The sequence below is a fragment of the Streptomyces longwoodensis genome (assembly GCF_001514125.1).
GTDB classification, from domain to species: Bacteria; Actinomycetota; Actinomycetes; order Streptomycetales; family Streptomycetaceae; genus Streptomyces; species Streptomyces longwoodensis.
This window is the reverse complement of sequence record NZ_KQ948550.1, coordinates 631929-646585: the sequence shown is the minus strand read 5'-3', so window position 1 is coordinate 646585 and position 14657 is coordinate 631929. Positions and strand designations below refer to the sequence as shown.

General features: G+C 72.6%; 13 protein-coding genes. 7 read left to right on the top strand and 6 right to left on the bottom strand.

Going from position 1 to position 14657, the window contains the following annotated elements:
* Positions 1 to 55 precede the first annotated feature (55 nt).
* The 4 genes from AQJ30_RS07685 to AQJ30_RS07670 all read left to right on the top strand — a co-directional run bounded on the left by AQJ30_RS07685 (position 56) and on the right by AQJ30_RS07670 (position 4750).
* Entirely contained in the window at positions 56 to 1465 is a 1410-nt protein-coding gene (locus AQJ30_RS07685; protein ID WP_067230242.1) for a citrate/2-methylcitrate synthase, read from the top strand.
* 81 nt (positions 1466 to 1546) lie between these two features.
* A complete protein-coding gene (locus AQJ30_RS07680) occupies positions 1547 to 2680 on the top strand; it encodes an acyl-CoA dehydrogenase family protein (protein ID WP_067230240.1) in 1134 nt (377 codons plus the stop codon).
* The gene (locus tag AQJ30_RS07675; protein WP_067230238.1) at positions 2677 to 4146 is read left to right on the top strand and encodes an amino acid adenylation domain-containing protein; all 1470 of its coding nucleotides are present in this window, start codon (positions 2677 to 2679) and stop codon (positions 4144 to 4146) included. The genes AQJ30_RS07680 and AQJ30_RS07675 overlap by 4 nt, the downstream gene beginning before the upstream one ends.
* A 79-nt stretch (positions 4147 to 4225) precedes the next feature.
* Positions 4226 to 4750: a flavin reductase family protein gene (locus AQJ30_RS07670; RefSeq protein WP_067230994.1), complete on the top strand. Its 525-nt coding sequence runs from the start codon at positions 4226 to 4228 to the stop codon at positions 4748 to 4750.
* Positions 4751 to 4880: 130 nt separating this feature from the next.
* Here AQJ30_RS07670 and AQJ30_RS07665 read toward each other — a convergent pair whose 3' ends face one another.
* The 4 genes from AQJ30_RS07665 to AQJ30_RS07650 all read right to left on the bottom strand — a co-directional run bounded on the left by AQJ30_RS07665 (position 4881) and on the right by AQJ30_RS07650 (position 9754).
* A complete protein-coding gene (locus tag AQJ30_RS07665) occupies positions 4881 to 6320 on the bottom strand; it encodes a GH1 family beta-glucosidase (RefSeq protein ID WP_067230235.1) in 1440 nt (479 codons plus the stop codon).
* A gap of 112 nt (positions 6321 to 6432) precedes the next feature.
* A complete protein-coding gene (locus tag AQJ30_RS07660; protein ID WP_067230233.1) occupies positions 6433 to 7356 on the bottom strand; it encodes a carbohydrate ABC transporter permease in 924 nt (307 codons plus the stop codon).
* 12 nt (positions 7357 to 7368) lie between these two features.
* On the bottom strand, positions 7369 to 8355 hold the full coding sequence (locus tag AQJ30_RS07655) for a carbohydrate ABC transporter permease (protein WP_067230230.1): 987 nt from the start codon (positions 8353 to 8355) through the stop codon (positions 7369 to 7371).
* Positions 8356 to 8443: 88 nt separating this feature from the next.
* On the bottom strand, positions 8444 to 9754 hold the full coding sequence (locus tag AQJ30_RS07650) for an ABC transporter substrate-binding protein (RefSeq protein WP_067230228.1): 1311 nt from the start codon (positions 9752 to 9754) through the stop codon (positions 8444 to 8446).
* A gap of 325 nt (positions 9755 to 10079) precedes the next feature.
* Here AQJ30_RS07650 and AQJ30_RS07645 point away from each other — a divergent pair, with 325 nt between their 5' ends.
* Positions 10080 to 11093 carry a LacI family DNA-binding transcriptional regulator gene (locus AQJ30_RS07645; protein ID WP_067230225.1) on the top strand — a complete coding sequence of 338 codons (1014 nt, stop codon included), beginning with the start codon at positions 10080 to 10082 and terminating at the stop codon, positions 11091 to 11093.
* 57 nt (positions 11094 to 11150) lie between these two features.
* Here AQJ30_RS07645 and AQJ30_RS07640 read toward each other — a convergent pair whose 3' ends face one another.
* Positions 11151 to 11873 carry a thioesterase II family protein gene (locus AQJ30_RS07640; RefSeq protein WP_067230223.1) on the bottom strand — a complete coding sequence of 241 codons (723 nt, stop codon included), beginning with the start codon at positions 11871 to 11873 and terminating at the stop codon, positions 11151 to 11153.
* Positions 11874 to 11922: 49 nt separating this feature from the next.
* Positions 11923 to 12621, bottom strand: coding sequence for a 4'-phosphopantetheinyl transferase family protein (locus AQJ30_RS07635; protein ID WP_159052309.1), 699 nt, complete (start codon positions 12619 to 12621; stop codon positions 11923 to 11925).
* Positions 12622 to 12885: 264 nt separating this feature from the next.
* Between AQJ30_RS07635 and AQJ30_RS07630 the strand changes: the two genes are divergently transcribed.
* A complete protein-coding gene (locus AQJ30_RS07630; protein ID WP_067230218.1) occupies positions 12886 to 13143 on the top strand; it encodes an acyl carrier protein in 258 nt (85 codons plus the stop codon).
* Between the two features lie 51 nt (positions 13144 to 13194).
* Positions 13195 to 14556, top strand: a complete 1362-nt coding sequence (locus tag AQJ30_RS07625; RefSeq protein WP_067230215.1) for an NAD(P)/FAD-dependent oxidoreductase — start codon at positions 13195 to 13197, stop codon at positions 14554 to 14556.
* Positions 14557 to 14657: the final 101 nt, after the last annotated feature.

Below are 14657 nucleotides of genomic sequence, written 5' to 3'. Positions count from 1 at the left end.
CTCCCGCTTCCCGCCATCCGCGACCCGGCGCGGGAAGCGACGTACAGACAAGGAGATGGCCCAGGTGCACCCCGTCATCAGCACGTTGTCCCGAGTCTTCGACATGCCCTCGGAGTTCATCGGGGACGAGTTGCAGCTACGCACCGTCAACAGCTGGGACGACCTCACGGCCGTGGAACTCCAGGTCCACCTGGAGCACGAGCTGGGGACCACACTGGACGACCGGCTGATCGAGCGCATCGAGTCCGTGGGCCAACTCCGCGCGTTCTACGACGAACGCCTCGCCGAACTGTCCGGGCTGAAGGCCCCCGAGGACGCCTCCGCGCTCGTCCCCGCACGGCCCGCCCCGCCCGCCGAACCGGCGGCCGGACCGCCCGAGGCCGTGTCGGAGCTGGTGGTCGGCGAGACGGGCATCTCCGAGGTCGACCCCGTGCGCGGCCGGCTGGCCTACCGGGGCTACCCCATCGAGGAGTTGCTCGGCCGCACCACCTACGAGGAGGTCGTCCACCTGCTGCTGCGCGGCTGGCTGCCGGACGCCGAGGAGCTGGCCGCCTTCCGGGCCCGGCTCGCCGCGGCCCGCGACCTGCCCGTCGCGGTCGCCGCCAACCTCACCGCGAACGCGGCCTCCTCCCCCTCGTCGGTGCTGCGCACCGCCGTCTCCGCGCTCGCCGTGGCCGCCGAGGCCGACGCCGACCCGGCCGCCCACATCGGCCTCGGGGAACGGCTGATCGCCCGCATCCCCACGATCTTCGCCACCCAGCAGGCGGCCCGTGCCCGGCGCCCGCTGCCCCGGCCCCGCCCCGACCTCAGCCACGCCGAGAACATCCTGCACCTGCTGGGCCTGCCCCGGGACCCGGAGCGGGTGCGGCTGGTCGACCTGTGCCTGATCCTCCAGGCCGAACACGGCTGCAACGCCTCGGCGTTCGCGGCCCGCGTCGCGGCCGCCACCGGCGCCGACACCTTCGCCACCATCACCGTGGCGCTCGCCACCTTCACCGGCCCCCTGCACGGCGGCGCCGCCCACCAGGTGATCGACCTGGCGAGCGGCGACACCGACCCCCGGACGGTGGCCGCCTACCTGCGCGGCCGCGCCGACGCCGCCGCGGCCCGCCGCCCGGTGTCCTACGCCGAGGAGGACCCCCGGGTGCGGCCGCTGCGCGACGCGGCCCGGCGCTTCCGCGGCGACCCCGGCAGCGACCACGTGCTCCAGGTGCTGGACGCCGTACGGACCGCCGCCCACCCCTCGAAGGGGCCCCGCCCCTACCTGACCGTGGACTGCTACGCGGCCGCGATCTACCACATGCTCGGCATGCCCTCCGACCTGTTCGTCCCCATGTTCGCGGCGGCCCGGGTGGCCGGCTGGCTCGCCCACGCCGAGGAGCAGCGCGCCCAGCAGGGCCGCATCCACCCCCGGCTGCGCTACGTCGGCCCGCGCAACCTGCGCCACGTGCCCGAGCAGCACTGACCCGTTGAGGTGAGGCGGGGACGGCCCCGCGCACCGCCCGACCCGGGAGGGCGTCCCCTTCCCCGTATCCCAGGAGCACACGTGGAGTTCGGTTGGAGTGACGGGCAACAGGCCCGCTACGACGAGGTGTTGGAGGCGACGCGGGCGGCCTTCCCGGACCCGCCCGGCACCGGCTTCTACGACCGCAAGGACTGGCTGGCGCTCGGCGAGATCGGCGTGCTCGGCGCGCCCCTGCCGACGGAGTACGGCGGCGGGGGCCTGGGCGCCCTGGACACCGCGCGCGTCGTGGAGGCGGTGGGCCGCGGCTGCCCCGACACCGGCCTGGTGTTCGCCGCCGGTGCGCACACCTTCGCCTGCGCCATGCCGGTCGTCGCCTTCGGCACGGACGCCGTACGGCGCCGGCTGCTGCCGGGCCTGGCCTCGGGCCGGCTGATCGCGGGCAACGCGATGACCGAGCCGGAGGCCGGCTCCGACTCCTCCGCGCTGTCCACGACCGCGACCCGCACGGACGGCGGCTGGCTGCTCAACGGCACCAAGAGCTTCGTCACCAACGGGCCCGCCTCCGACGTGTACGTCACGTACGCGACCGTCAACCCCAAGGCCGGGTTCCTCGGCGTCACCGGCTTCGTCGTCGACCGGACGGCCGAGGGCGTCGTCGTGGGCCGCCCCTACGACAAGATGGGCATGCACTCCGTGCCCGCCGGCGCGGTCACCTTCGAGGACTGCTTCGTCCCCGACGAGCAGGTGCTCGGCACGGTCGGCGGCGGCGCGGCGATCTTCCAGCACTCCATGGGCTGGGAGCGGGCCTGTCTGTTCGCCCTCTACGTCGGCCTGCTGGACCGGCTGCTCGGGCAGTGCGTCGACCACGCACGCTCCCGCCGGCAGTTCGGGCGACGCATCGGCGACTTCCAGGCGGTCTCGCACCGGATCGCCGACATCACACTGCGCCTGGAGAGCGCCCGGCTGCTGCTGTACCGGGCCTGCTGGTCGATGGACCGGGGCGAGCCGTCCGTGCTCGAGGTCGCCCTGTCGAAGCTCGCCGTCTCCGAGGGCGTGCTGGCGTCGGCCACCGACGCCGTACGGATCTTCGGCGGGCGGGGCTACCTGCGCGAGGACGGCATCGAGGCCGCCCTGCGCGACGCCGTGCCCAGCACGATCTTCTCCGGGACCTCCGACATCCAACGCCAACTCATCGTGAAGGAGATGGGACTGTGAGGCTCCACCAGCTCGTCATCGACTCCGCCCGGCGCGCCCCGGACGCGCCTGCCGTCCGCTCGGCCCAGGGCGTCGCCAGCTACCGGGAGCTGGACGAACTCGCCGACCGCTACGCCGCCGCCCTGCACCGCCGCGGGGTCCGCCCCGGCGACCGGGTCGTGCTGTGGACGCACAAGACACTGGACGCCATCGCCCTGATGCAGGGCGCGCTGCGCGTCGGCGCGGTGTACGTCCCGGTCAGCGCCAACAACCCCGCGGCGCGGGTGCGCCGCATCGCGGCCGGCTGCTCCCCGGCGCTGGTGGTCGCCGACGCCGACGGCATCCGGCGGGCCGAGGGGTCCGGCTGGGAGGCGGACCTGCCGCTGGCCGCGTTCGACGCCGTGCGCGAGGAGGCACCCGCCTCGGCGGCGCCGCCCGTGCACGCGGGCGAGCCCGACGACCCGGCGTACATCCTCTACACCTCCGGCTCGACCGGGGAACCGAAGGGCGTGTGCATCAGCCACCGCAACGCGCTCGCCTTCATCACCTGGGCGGTCGCCGAGGTCGGCGTGACCGCCACGGACCGGCTGTCCAACCACGCCCCGTTCAACTTCGACCTGTCCGTCTTCGACCTGTACGCCGCCTTCCACGCGGGCGCGTCGGTGGTGCTGGTCCCCGAGGGCCTGGCCTACGACCCGCCGCAGCTGGTCGCGCTGTTGCAGCGGGAGCGGATCAGCGTCTGGTACTCGGTGCCGTCCGCGCTGATCCTGATGATGCAGCGCGGTGACCTGCTGGCCGGCGATCCGCCCGAGGCGCTCAGGGTGTGCGTCTTCGCCGGGGAGCCGTTCCCGGTCCAGCAGGTGCACGAGCTGCGCAAGGCGTGGCCGGACGTGCGGATGTTCAACTGGTACGGGCCCACCGAGACCAATGTGTGCACCAGTTACGAGGTCACCGACCGCGACCTCGGCAGCACCCGCCCGCTGCCGATCGGCGCCCCGGCCTCCGGCGACCGGATACGGCTGCACCCGCCGCGCGCCCGCGAGGGCGAGATCGTGGTGAGCGGACCGACCGTGATGCTCGGCTACTGGGGCCGCGAGCCGCAGAAGGGCGCCTACTTCACCGGTGACATCGGCCGGATGGGCCCCGACGGGATGCTGGAGTACGTCGGCCGGCGCGACCACATGGTCAAGGTGCGCGGCCACCGTATCGAACTCGGCGACATCGAGGCCGTGGTGAGCTCCCACCCGAAGGTCGCCGCCGCGGCCTGCGTGGTCGTGGGCGACGGCCTGGACGCCAAGATCCACGCGGTGGTGGTGCCCGAGGGGCCGAGCGGCCCGGGGCTGCTGGACCTCAAGCGGGACTGCGCGGACCGGCTGCCGCTGTACATGGTGGTCGACGCGGTGCACACCGTCCCCGAGCTGCCGCTGACGGCCAACGGCAAGACGGACCGGCCGGCCCTCGTCGAACGCATCACCAGCGTCGGGTGAGCGCGCCGTGCGCACGGCGCCCGCCCTCTCCGTCCGCGACCCCCTGGCCCGACTCGGCCTGACCCGTGAGGATCCTGTGATGTCCGACCGACACCAGCCCGTCGAAACCCTGTTGGACCAGGTGGACCTGTCGACGTTCCGCTCCGTGATGGGTTCGCTGCCCACCGGGGTGAGCGTCGTCACCAGCGTGACGGCCGACGGCCAGCCGCGCGGCCTGACGTGCAGCGCGGTGTGCAGCGTCTCGGCGTCGCCGCCGCTGCTGCTGGTCTGCGTGAAGCAGCCCAGCGCCACCCTGGAGGCCATCCACGAGAGCGGGGCCTTCGCGGTGAACTTCCTGTCCTCCGGCATGGAGGACACCGCCCGCACCTTCGCCTCGCCGGTGCCCGAGCGCTTCACGGACGTGCCGTGGAGCCCCGGCAAGCGCACGGGCGCGCCGGTCCTGCCCGCCACCGTCGCGCACGCCGAGTGCGTGCTGACGAGCAGTCACCTGGCGGGCGACCACCAGATCCTGGTCGGCCGCCTGGTGCACGGCGACGTGAGCCCGGCCCGCACGCCGCTGGCGTACTGGCGGGCGCAGTTCTCCGAGGTGCAGCCGGCGGCCTGAACGCCCCGCCGGCCCAGCGGGCTCGGGTCACCGCTCCCACGGCACGACGCCGCCCCCGGTCTCCGCAGGTGCGGGACCGGGGGCGGCGTGCGACGTCACGCGGGGTCGGAGGGTGAGCCGTACCGGTGTCTCAGGCGCCCGGGAGCACGCCGGTGCGGGCCACCTCGGAGTACCAGCGGGCGCTGGCCTTGGGGATGCGCGTGCCGGTCGGGTAGTCGACGTACACCGCGCCGAAACGCTTGCTGTAGCCGTGGGCCCACTCGAAGTTGTCCAGCAGGGACCACAGGAAGTAGCCGCGCACGTCCGACCCGTCCTGGATCGCCTGGTGGACCGCGGCGAGGTGCCCGCGGAGGTAGGCGATCCGGGCGGGGTCGTTGACCCGGCCCTCGGGGTCGGCGTAGTCGTCGAACGCGGCGCCGTTCTCGGTGATGACCAGCGGCAGGCCCGGGAAGTCGGCGGTGAGCCGGCGCAACAGGTCGTACAGGCCGCTGGGGTCGACGGCCCAGCCCATCGCGGTGGTGTCACCCGGCGGCTGGTGGAAGGCCACCCGGTCGGCACCCGGCCAGGGGCTGTGGGCGCTGTTGCCGTGTCCGTCGGAGGTGTGGGTGCCGCTGCCGTCGGCCTCGGAGACCACGGTCGGCGTGTAGTAGTTGACGCCGAGGAAGTCCAGCGGCTGGTGGATCCGCGCGAGGTCGCCGTCCTGGACGAAGGACCAGTCGGTCAGCCCGGCGGTGTCCTTCAACAGGTCCTCCGGATAGGCGCCGGTCAGCATCGGGCCGGTGAAGACCCGGTTGGCGAGCGCGTCGATCCGGCGGACCGCGTCCGCGTCGCCCTCCGACGCGGTGAGCGGACGGACGTGGTGGATGTTGAGGGTGACCGAGACCTGCGCGTCCGTGCCGAGGCGGTCGCGCAGCGCCCGGGTGGCCAGGCCGTGGGCGAGGTTGAGGTGGTGCGCCGCGCGCAGGGCGGCGACCGGGTCGGTGCGGCCGGGGGCGTGCACGCCGGAGCCGTAGCCGAGGAAGGCGCTGCACCAGGGTTCGTTGAGCGTCGTCCAGGTCTTCACCCGGTCGCCGAGGGCGTCCGCCGCGAGGGCCGCGTACTCGGCGAAGCGCTCGGCCGTGGCGCGCTCGGGCCAGCCGCCCGCGTCCTCCAGTTCCTGCGGGAGGTCCCAGTGGTAGAGGGTGGCGACGGGCTGGATGCCCTTGTCCAGCAGGTCGTCGACGAGGCGCCGGTAGAAGTCGAGGCCCTTCTGCGCGGCGGGCCCGCGGCCGGTGGGCCGGATGCGGGGCCAGGCGAGGGAGAAGCGGTAGGCGCCCAGGCCGAGTTCGGCCATGAGGGCGACGTCCTCGCGCCGGCGGTGGTAGTGGTCGGTGGCGATGTCGCCGGTGTCGCCGTTGCGGACCCGGCCCGGGGTGCGGGCGTAGGTGTCCCAGATGGAGGGCGTCCTGCCGTCCTCGGCGGCCGCCCCCTCGATCTGGTAGGAAGCGGTGGCGGAGCCCCAGAGGAAGCCCTTGGGGAAAGCGCGGGCGGCGTCCGGGGCGGACGCGGTCTGCTGTGCTGCGGTGACCACGTGAGTCCTTTCGAGGTGGTGGTGTGCGACGGTCGCGGACGATCCGGTGGGGAAGGGCTCCGAACGGCCCAACAGAGCGGCACGGCAACCGACTTGGGCGTGGATGCGGCGGTCAGCCCTTGACGGCTCCCGCCATGATGCCGCTGACGATCTGGCGGCCGAAGACGACGAACATCGCCAGTAGCGGCAGGGTGCCGAGCAGGGCCCCGGCCATGATCAGCGACTGGTCGCGGACGTACCCCGCGCTGAGCTGGGTGAGGGCGACGGGGACGGTCGGGTTGGTCATGTCGAGCACCACGAACGGCCAGAAGAAGTCGTTCCAGGCGTGCACGAACGTGATCATGAACAGGACGGCCATCGCGGGGCGGGCGACGGGCAGCACGATGCTGAAGAAGATCCGCAGCGAGTGCGCCCCGTCCACGCGTCCCGCCTCGACCAGTTCGTCCGGCAGGGCCTCGGACAGGTACTGCCGCATGAAGAACACGCCCACCGCGCTCACCAGGGTCGGGAAGATGACGGCGGGCAGCTGCTGGGACCAGCCGAGGTCGGCCATCATCATGAACAGCGGTACGACGCCGAGCTGCGGCGGCACCAGCATGGTCCCGATGACCAGCGTGAGCAGGGCGTTGCGCCCCGTGAACCGCAGTTTGGCGAAGGCGAACCCGGCGAGCGTCGCGAACAGCACGGTGGACAGGGCGATCACCCCGGCCACGATGAGGCTGTTGACCATCGCCTTGCCCATCGCCGCCTCGTCCCAGGCGCGGGCCAGGTTGCTGAACAGGTTCGGGCCCGGCAGGAACGGCGGCGGGGTCTGGCTGACACGGGTGTTGTCGGTCGAGGCGGCCACCATCGTCCAGTACAGCGGGAAGAGCGACAGCACCGCCATGACGACGAGCAGGACGTAGGTGAGGGGGCCGGCGTGGTGCTGGCGCCCGGCGCGCTGGCGCAGCAGCCGGCGGCCGCCCCGGGGGGCCGCCTTCCCCGGTGCGGCCGGGCCCGCGGTGGCGTTCTGTGCCGGGAGACTGTGCAGGGTCATGGGGACTCCGGGTCAGGACGTACGGGAGCGGACGCGCTGGACGACGCGCTGCACGAGGAAGACGAGCAGGAGCAGCAGGAACATGGCCCAGGCGACGGTCGCCGAGCGGCCCATCTGGTAGTTCTTCCAGCCCTCCTCGTACAGCAGCAGCCCCAGGGTCTGGTACTGGTTGTCCGCGCCGCCGGTCACGCCGTTGGGCCCCTGGCCGAAGATCAGCGGCTCACCGAACAGCTGCGTGGCGCCGATCGTGGAGAGCACGATGGTGAAGACGATCGTGGAGCGGATCCCGGGGACCGTGACGTGGGTGAACTGCTGCCACCGGGAGGCCCCGTCGAGGGAGGCGGCTTCGTAGCGGTCGGCCGGGATGGCCTGCATGGCGGCGAGGTAGAGCAGGGCGTTGTAGCCGGTCCAGCGCCAGATCACGATGGTGGAGATGGCCACCTGGGCGGGCCACTTGTCGGCCTCCCAGTCCACCGGGGCGATCCCGACCGAGCCGAGCGCCCAGTTGATCATGCCGAAGTCGCGCTCGAAGATCATCGTGAAGACGAGGGCGGCCGCGGCGACCGAGGTCGCGTAGGGCACGAGCGAGGCGACGCGGAAGAACAGCGAGCCGCGCATGCGGTAGTTGAGCAGGTGGGCCAGTCCGAGGGCCATCAGCAACTGCGGCACGGTGGAGATGACGCCGATGGTGATCGTGTTCTGCAGCGCGTTCCAGAAGCGGGAATCGCCCCACAGCTCGACGTAGTTGTCGAACGCCACCCACTGCATGACGTCGAGGGTGGCCAGCTCGACGTCGTGCAGGGAGATCCAGAAGGTGTAGACGAGCGGGTAGAAGCTGAACGCGGCGAAGACCACGAAGAACGGTGCGACGAAGGCGTACGGGGCGCCCTTGAGGTCGAGCCGGTGCAGGAGCGCGCCGCGCCGCCGGGCGGTGCCTGGTCGCGGGGGCGGCCCGGCGGGCTCGTCCCCGGTCAGGGGCTGGGTGGTGGAGGTGGCCACCGGAGTTCCTTCCTGGGAGCGGACGGGTGAGCCGGCCGTGCGGGCCCGCCCGCGGCGGGCGGGCCCGCACGGCCACGGGGGCCGGGGGTCAGCCGACCGCCTTCTCGATGCGCTCCGCGGTGGTGTTCCAGGCCTTGTCCCGGGCGGTGCCCTGCTGCTCGATCAGCGTCAGCCCCTGGGAGAAGGTGTCCTTGATGGTGCCGTCCTTGCGGCCGAGCACCTGCTTGTCGGGTATCTCCTGGGCCGCCGCGCCGAAGATCTGTCCGATGGGCGCGCCGCTGAAGTACGCGGACGTGGCGTTCTTGACCTCGGGGCTGTCCAGCGCCTGGCGCGAGGACGGGATGTTGCCGATCTCCTGGAAGACGTGCGCCTGCTGCTCGGGGGCGGTCAGCCAGGCGACGAGCTTCTTGGCCTCCTCCTTGACCGGGCTCTGCTCGACGACGCCGAGGAAGGACCCGCCCCAGTTCGCCCCCTTGGGGGCCTTGGCCACGTCCCACTTGCCCTTGTTCGCCGGTCCGGCCTTCTCACTGATGTGGCTCAGCATCCAGGCGGGGCACACGGCCGTGGCGAACGTGCCGTTGGCCAGGCCGGGGTCCCAACCCGGCTGGAACTGGCGGAGCTTGGCCGTCAGGCCGCCCTCCGCCGCGTCGGCGGCGAGCCTCCACGCCTCCTTGACGACCGGGTTGCTGTCGTAGACCAGCTCGCCCTTCTCGTCGTAGAACTGCTCGGGGCTGCCGTAGATCATGGCGTTGAACAGGCCGCTGGCCGCGTCCATGTAGGCGACCTTCCCGCCCTTGAAGTCCTTCTTGAAGGTGCGGCCGACCTCGACGTACTTCTTCCAGTCGCCTTCCCAGAGCTTCGCAACCTGGTCGCGCTCGGTGGGCAGGCCGGCCTTCGCGAAGTAGTCCTTGCGGTAGCAGACGGCCATCGGCCCGATGTCGGTGCCGAGGCCGAGCACCTTGCCGTCGGCGGTGGTGATCTGGGACTCCTTCCACGGCAGGAAGTGGTCGAGGCCCGGCACGTCGCTGAAGTCGGCGAACTTGTCCGACTGGGTGTCGGTGATCTCCTTGGCCCGGCCGACCTCGATGCCCTGGATGTCCTTCAGGCCCTTGCCGGCGGCGAGCCTGGTCTGCAGGGCGGTGTAGTACGTCTGCTCGTCGCCGGCGATCTCGGCCTTGATCTCGACCCCGGGGTTCTCCTTCTCGTACTGCTCGAGGAGGCCGGTCTCCTTCAGGCCCATCACCCCGTACAGGCCCATGGTGATGGTGACCTTGCCGTCCTTCTTGCCGCCGCCGGTGGCGGAGTCGTCGCTGCCGCCGCAGCCGACCACGAGCGCCAGCGCGCCGAGCGCCGCGGCCGCCGCCACCGCCCTCCTGCGCAACGAACCGGAAGTGGTCATGGGTCTCCTCCTAGCGGCGGCACCGGACCGCCGACGGCGACGGGTTCCGCACGGGTCACGGCAGAGCCGTGGTGATGAGTTATGGGATGCTTCGGGAGGGTGGGAACGTGCCCATCTCTGGGTGGGCACGTTCCCACTCGGCGCATCGAAGACTCCTGGGGGCGGACCCGGTCTGTCAATGACTCGAACACAACTCATCGCCCGGCCCCCGGGGAAGTGCGGCCGGCCGCCCGGGCCGGGCAGCGCCCGGTGGGGGCAGATCTGCAAGAATTGCGCAGGTCACCTCCGTGGCGGGACCTGCCGCCGCGGCGCGAGGGGGGAGCACATGACCGGAAACCGCCGTCCGACGATCAAAACGGTCGCCGCCCACGCCGGAGTGGGCCGCACGACGGTCTCCCGTGTCGTCAACGGCTCGGACCTGGTCAGTGCCGAGGCGCGCGCCCGGGTGCTCGCGGCGATCAAGGAACTCAACTACGTCCCCAACTCGGTCGCCCGCGGCCTGGTGACCAACCGCACCGACGCCGTGGCGCTGGTGATCCCCGAGTCGGAGAGCCGGCTCGGCTCGGAGCCCTTCTTCGCCGCGATCATCCGCGGGGTCAGCGGCGCGTGCGCGGAGAGCCGCACCCAGCTGCAGCTGATGCTCGTCCGTGACGCGGCCGAGCGCGACCAATTGACCGAGTCGGTGGCGACCCGCCGGGTGGACGGGGTGCTGCTGCTCTCCGTGCACTCCGGGGACCGGCTGCCGGGCATGCTGGAGGAGATGGGCCTGCCCACCGTCCTGGCCGGACGCCGGGGCGCGGACGAGCAGTTGAGCTACGTGATCGCCGACAACGCGGGCGGTGCCGCCGCGGCCGTACGGCACCTGCTGGGCCGCGGACGGCGGCGGGTGGCGACGATCACCGGTCCCCCGGACATGGACGTCGGCCGCAGCCGGCTCGCGGGCTGGCACGCCGCACACCGCGAGGCCGGCGTCGCCGCCGAGGACCTCCTCGTCGAGACGGGCGACTTCACCGAGGAGGGGGGTGCGCACGCGATGCGTTCGCTCCTTGAACGCGCCCCCGACCTGGACGCGGTCTTCGCCGCGTCCGACCTCATGGCGGTCGGCGCCCTGACCGAACTGCGCCGCTGGAAGAGGCGGGTGCCGGAGGACGTCGCCGTCGTCGGGTTCGAGGACTCGGTCCTGGCCCGCCACACCGACCCGCCGCTGACGACCGTGCGCCAGCCCGTGGAGGAGCTCGGGCGGACCATGGCCCGCATCCTGACCGACATCACCCGGCACGGCGCGGACCGGCAGCAGATCACGCTGCCGACGGAGCTGGTGGTGCGGGCGTCGTCCTGACGCCTCCCCGCACTCCTGATCTGGAGCCGGCCGGGACGGGACCCGGGCGTCGCGCGCTCAGACGACCGGCTGGGGCAGCCTGCGCAGCACCCCCGCGACGTAGCCCTGGAACGCCGGGTCGTCGAGCAGGAAGTGGCCGCCCGGGAGCCACTCCACGTGGACGTCGCCGTCGGCGTGGTTCTCCCAGTCGCGCAGGCCGGCGTCGTCGACCATCGGGTCGTCGGTGCCCGCGCTCACCCAGAGGGGGCAGGCCAACGGCGGTCCGGGCAGCGGCGCGTAGGTCTCCGAGAGGGTGAAGTCGGCGCGCAGCACGGGGGTGAACAGGGCGACGAGCTCGGGGTGGTCGAACAGCTGCGGCGGGGTGCCGCCGAGCCGGCGTACGCCGTCCAGGAAGGCGTCGTCGGGCAGCCCGTGCAGGTCGGGCAGGAGCGACCGTGCGGTGGGGCCGTTGCGGCCCACGAGCAGCACGGCGCGCGGCGGGCGGCCCAGCGCGCTCCAGTGGCGGGCCAGTTCGTAGGCGAAGGCGGCGCCCATGCTGTGCCCGAGCAGGACGTACGGCCGTGCGGTGTGGGCGCCGGTGGCGCGCACCAGGTCCTCCAGCACCCCGGCGAAGTCGTCCCGCACCGGCTCCCGCATCCGGGTCCCGTGCCCGGGCAACTCCAGGGCCACGGTGCGCGCGTGGGGCGCGAGTGCCTGGCCGAGTCCGGTGAAGGCGCGGGCGACGCCGGCGGCGTGGGGGACGCAGAGGAGGGTGGGTGCGGAGGGCGAGGGTGTGGTCATGAGGGTCTCCTTCGGGGCGTGAGGGGGGCGCGGGTGCGGGGCCGGCCGGTCACGGCAGCAGCCGTACGACGTCGCCGCCGCCCGCGACGGCCACCGCGGCCCGGTAGCCGGGGCCCACGTCGAGCAGGTGCAGCCGCCAGCGCCGGGGCGGCCCGGGTGCGTGGTGGAGCCGTACGGGGCCGGAGCGGCGGGCGCCCGGGGTGACGCGGACGGCGGTCGGGTCGCCGGCCAGGCCGGTGCCCAGGGCCTTGAGGACGGCTTCCTTGCAGGTCCAGTGGGTCAGCAGGCCCTCGCACAGCGGGCCGTCCCGCTCCGCGGGCCACTGCGCGGCCTCCTGGTCCGACAGCACCTGCCGGCGCAGGCCGCGGGGGTCCACGGGCCGCACCAGGCGTTCGACGTCCACGCCGACCGGGCCGTCCCGGCTCACGGCGACCAGGGCGAGCCCGTCGGTGTGGGACAGGCTGACCCGCAACCCGGGGTCGCCGGCGACGTAGGGCTTGCCTGCCGCGCCCCGGCGGAAGGCGACCCGGCCGACGGGCCGGCCCGAGCAGGCGGCCGTCGTGGTGCGCAGGGCGGCGTGGGCGGCGGCGTACAGGGCCCGCTGCGACGGCACGAGGTGGCGCCGGCGCTCCCGCTCGTCGTCGGTCAACAGGGCGATGCACCGACGGAGTTCGTCGGCGCCCGACGGCTCCCGTACGACCCGGACGTGCACCTCGCCCGGAGGGGGTCCGCCTCGCTCCCGGCCCATGAGGGTCCTCCCGTTCGCGTCGTCCGCCGGCCCGCAGGGGCCGTCCGCTCACCTGCGACGACCGCTCCGATCGGCCCCCGGGGCGCCCGGCTCGGCGTCCCCTGCTGCCCAACCGCCGGGCCGCTGGGGCGCCTTGGCCCCTTGACGGGTAATTCAACACTAGTAGAGTTCATCGAGCAATGACATCATCAAGCGTTGAAATCCACGAGTGCCGGGCTCTCCGCCGGCTCCTCCCTCCCTCAACGCCCCTCCCGGAGGTACGCCGTGGCCAGTGACCGCGAAGAACTGCTCGAACAGCTCACCGAGTTCGTCCAGGAGCGCCTGCTGGCGGACCCCGGCAGCACGGAGATCAAGCCGGACACACCGCTGCTCGAGTGGGGGATCCTCACCTCGATCAACACCGCCCAGCTGCTCACGCACATCCGCGACGAGCTGGGCATCAACGTCCCGCCGACCGAGCTGACCGGGACCAACTTCCAGAACCTCAACGCCATCACGGACCTGCTGCTCAGCCTGCGCTGACCCGCTGCCGGCGGCGCCGCCCCACCCACCACCACGACCCAGGAGACCACGTTGTCCGAGGCAACCGAGACCACCTACGACTACGACATCGGCATCATCGGCGGCGGCCCGGCCGGCTCGACGGCCGCCTCCTACCTCGCCAAGGCGGGCCTGTCCGTGGCGGTGTTCGAGGCCGAGACCTTTCCGCGCGAACACGTCGGGGAGTCCCTCGTGCCGGCCACCACCCCGGTGCTGCTGGAGATCGGCGCGATGGAGAAGGTGGAGGCCGCCGGCTTCCCCAAGAAGTACGGCGCCGCGTGGACCTCCGCCGAGGAACGCGACATCGACCACCTGGGCTTCCAGGGGCTCGACCACGACTTCCGCGCCGCCGAGGTCCTGTTCAGCGAGCGCGACCAGGCCGGCGTCGACCGCGACCACACCTTCCACGTGGACCGCGGCAAGTTCGACCAGATCCTGCTCCAGCACGCCGAGAGCCTGGGCGCGAAGGTCTACCACGGCATCCGCGTCAACCGCGTCGACTTCACCGACCGCGACCGCCCGGTCATCCAGGCGAAGGTCGGCAGCCAGCAGGTCGGCGTCCCGGTCCGCATGGTGATCGACGCCAGCGGCCGCCGCACGATGATGGGCGGCCAGCTCAAGGTCAAGGAGCCGGACCCGGTCTTCAACCAGTACGCGGTGCACACCTGGTTCGACGACTTCGACCGCAAGGCGCTGGCCGTCAACAAGGACCAGGCGGACTACATCTTCATCCACTTCCTGCCGCTCGAGGACACCTGGGTCTGGCAGATCCCGATCACCGACACGATCACCTCGATCGGCGTGGTGACCCAGAAGGCCCGCTTCAAGGCCGCCAAGGACGACCTGGAAACCTTCTTCTGGGACACCATCGGCAGCCGCCCGGCGCTGCAGGACGCCCTGAAGAACGCCCGCCGCGTCAAGCCGTTCAAGGCCGAGGGCGACTACAGCTACGCCCTCACCAAGATCGCCGACGACTCCCTCGTGATGATCGGCGACGCCGCGCGGTTCGTCGACCCGATCTTCTCCAGCGGCGTCAGCGTCGCGCTCAACAGCGCCCGCCTCGCCACCGCCGACATCATCGCCGCCCACGAGGCCGGCGACTTCCGCAAGGAGCGCTTCGACACCTACGTCAAGACGCTGCGCGGCGCGGTGAACAACTGGTACGAGTTCATCCAGATCTACTACCGCCTGAACATCCTGTTCACGGCGTTCGTCCAGGACCCGCGCTACCGCCTGGACGTGCTGAAGATGCTCCAGGGCGACGTGTACGACGGCGAACCCGCGGCGCTGGCCAAGATGCGGGAGATCGTCGAGGTGGTGGAGAACGACCCCAACCACCTCTGGCACAAGTACCTGGGCACCCTCAAGGCCCCGTCCGCCGCGGCCAAGTTCTAGGGGCCTTCACACCGGTCCCCCCGACGGTCCCGGGTGGCGCGGACGCCCCTCCCGCCACCCGGGCCGCCCGCCGCGGCGCGTTCCGCCGGCACCCACGCACC

Bases quoted from the DNA above. Each gene is read 5' to 3' on its own strand.
- AQJ30_RS07645 (WP_067230225.1), top strand. From the start codon at position 10,080: ATGACCGGAAACCGCCGTCCGACGATCAAAACGGTCGCCGCCCACGCC.
- AQJ30_RS07640 (WP_067230223.1), bottom strand. From the start codon at position 11,873: ATGACCACACCCTCGCCCTCCGCACCCACCCTCCTCTGCGTCCCCCAC.
- AQJ30_RS07670 (WP_067230994.1), top strand. From the start codon at position 4,226: ATGTCCGACCGACACCAGCCCGTCGAAACCCTGTTGGACCAGGTGGAC.
- AQJ30_RS07685 (WP_067230242.1), top strand. From the start codon at position 56: ATGGCCCAGGTGCACCCCGTCATCAGCACGTTGTCCCGAGTCTTCGAC.
- AQJ30_RS07660 (WP_067230233.1), bottom strand. From the start codon at position 7,356: ATGACCCTGCACAGTCTCCCGGCACAGAACGCCACCGCGGGCCCGGCC.
- AQJ30_RS07650 (WP_067230228.1), bottom strand. From the start codon at position 9,754: ATGACCACTTCCGGTTCGTTGCGCAGGAGGGCGGTGGCGGCGGCCGCG.
- AQJ30_RS07635 (WP_159052309.1), bottom strand. From the start codon at position 12,621: ATGGGCCGGGAGCGAGGCGGACCCCCTCCGGGCGAGGTGCACGTCCGG.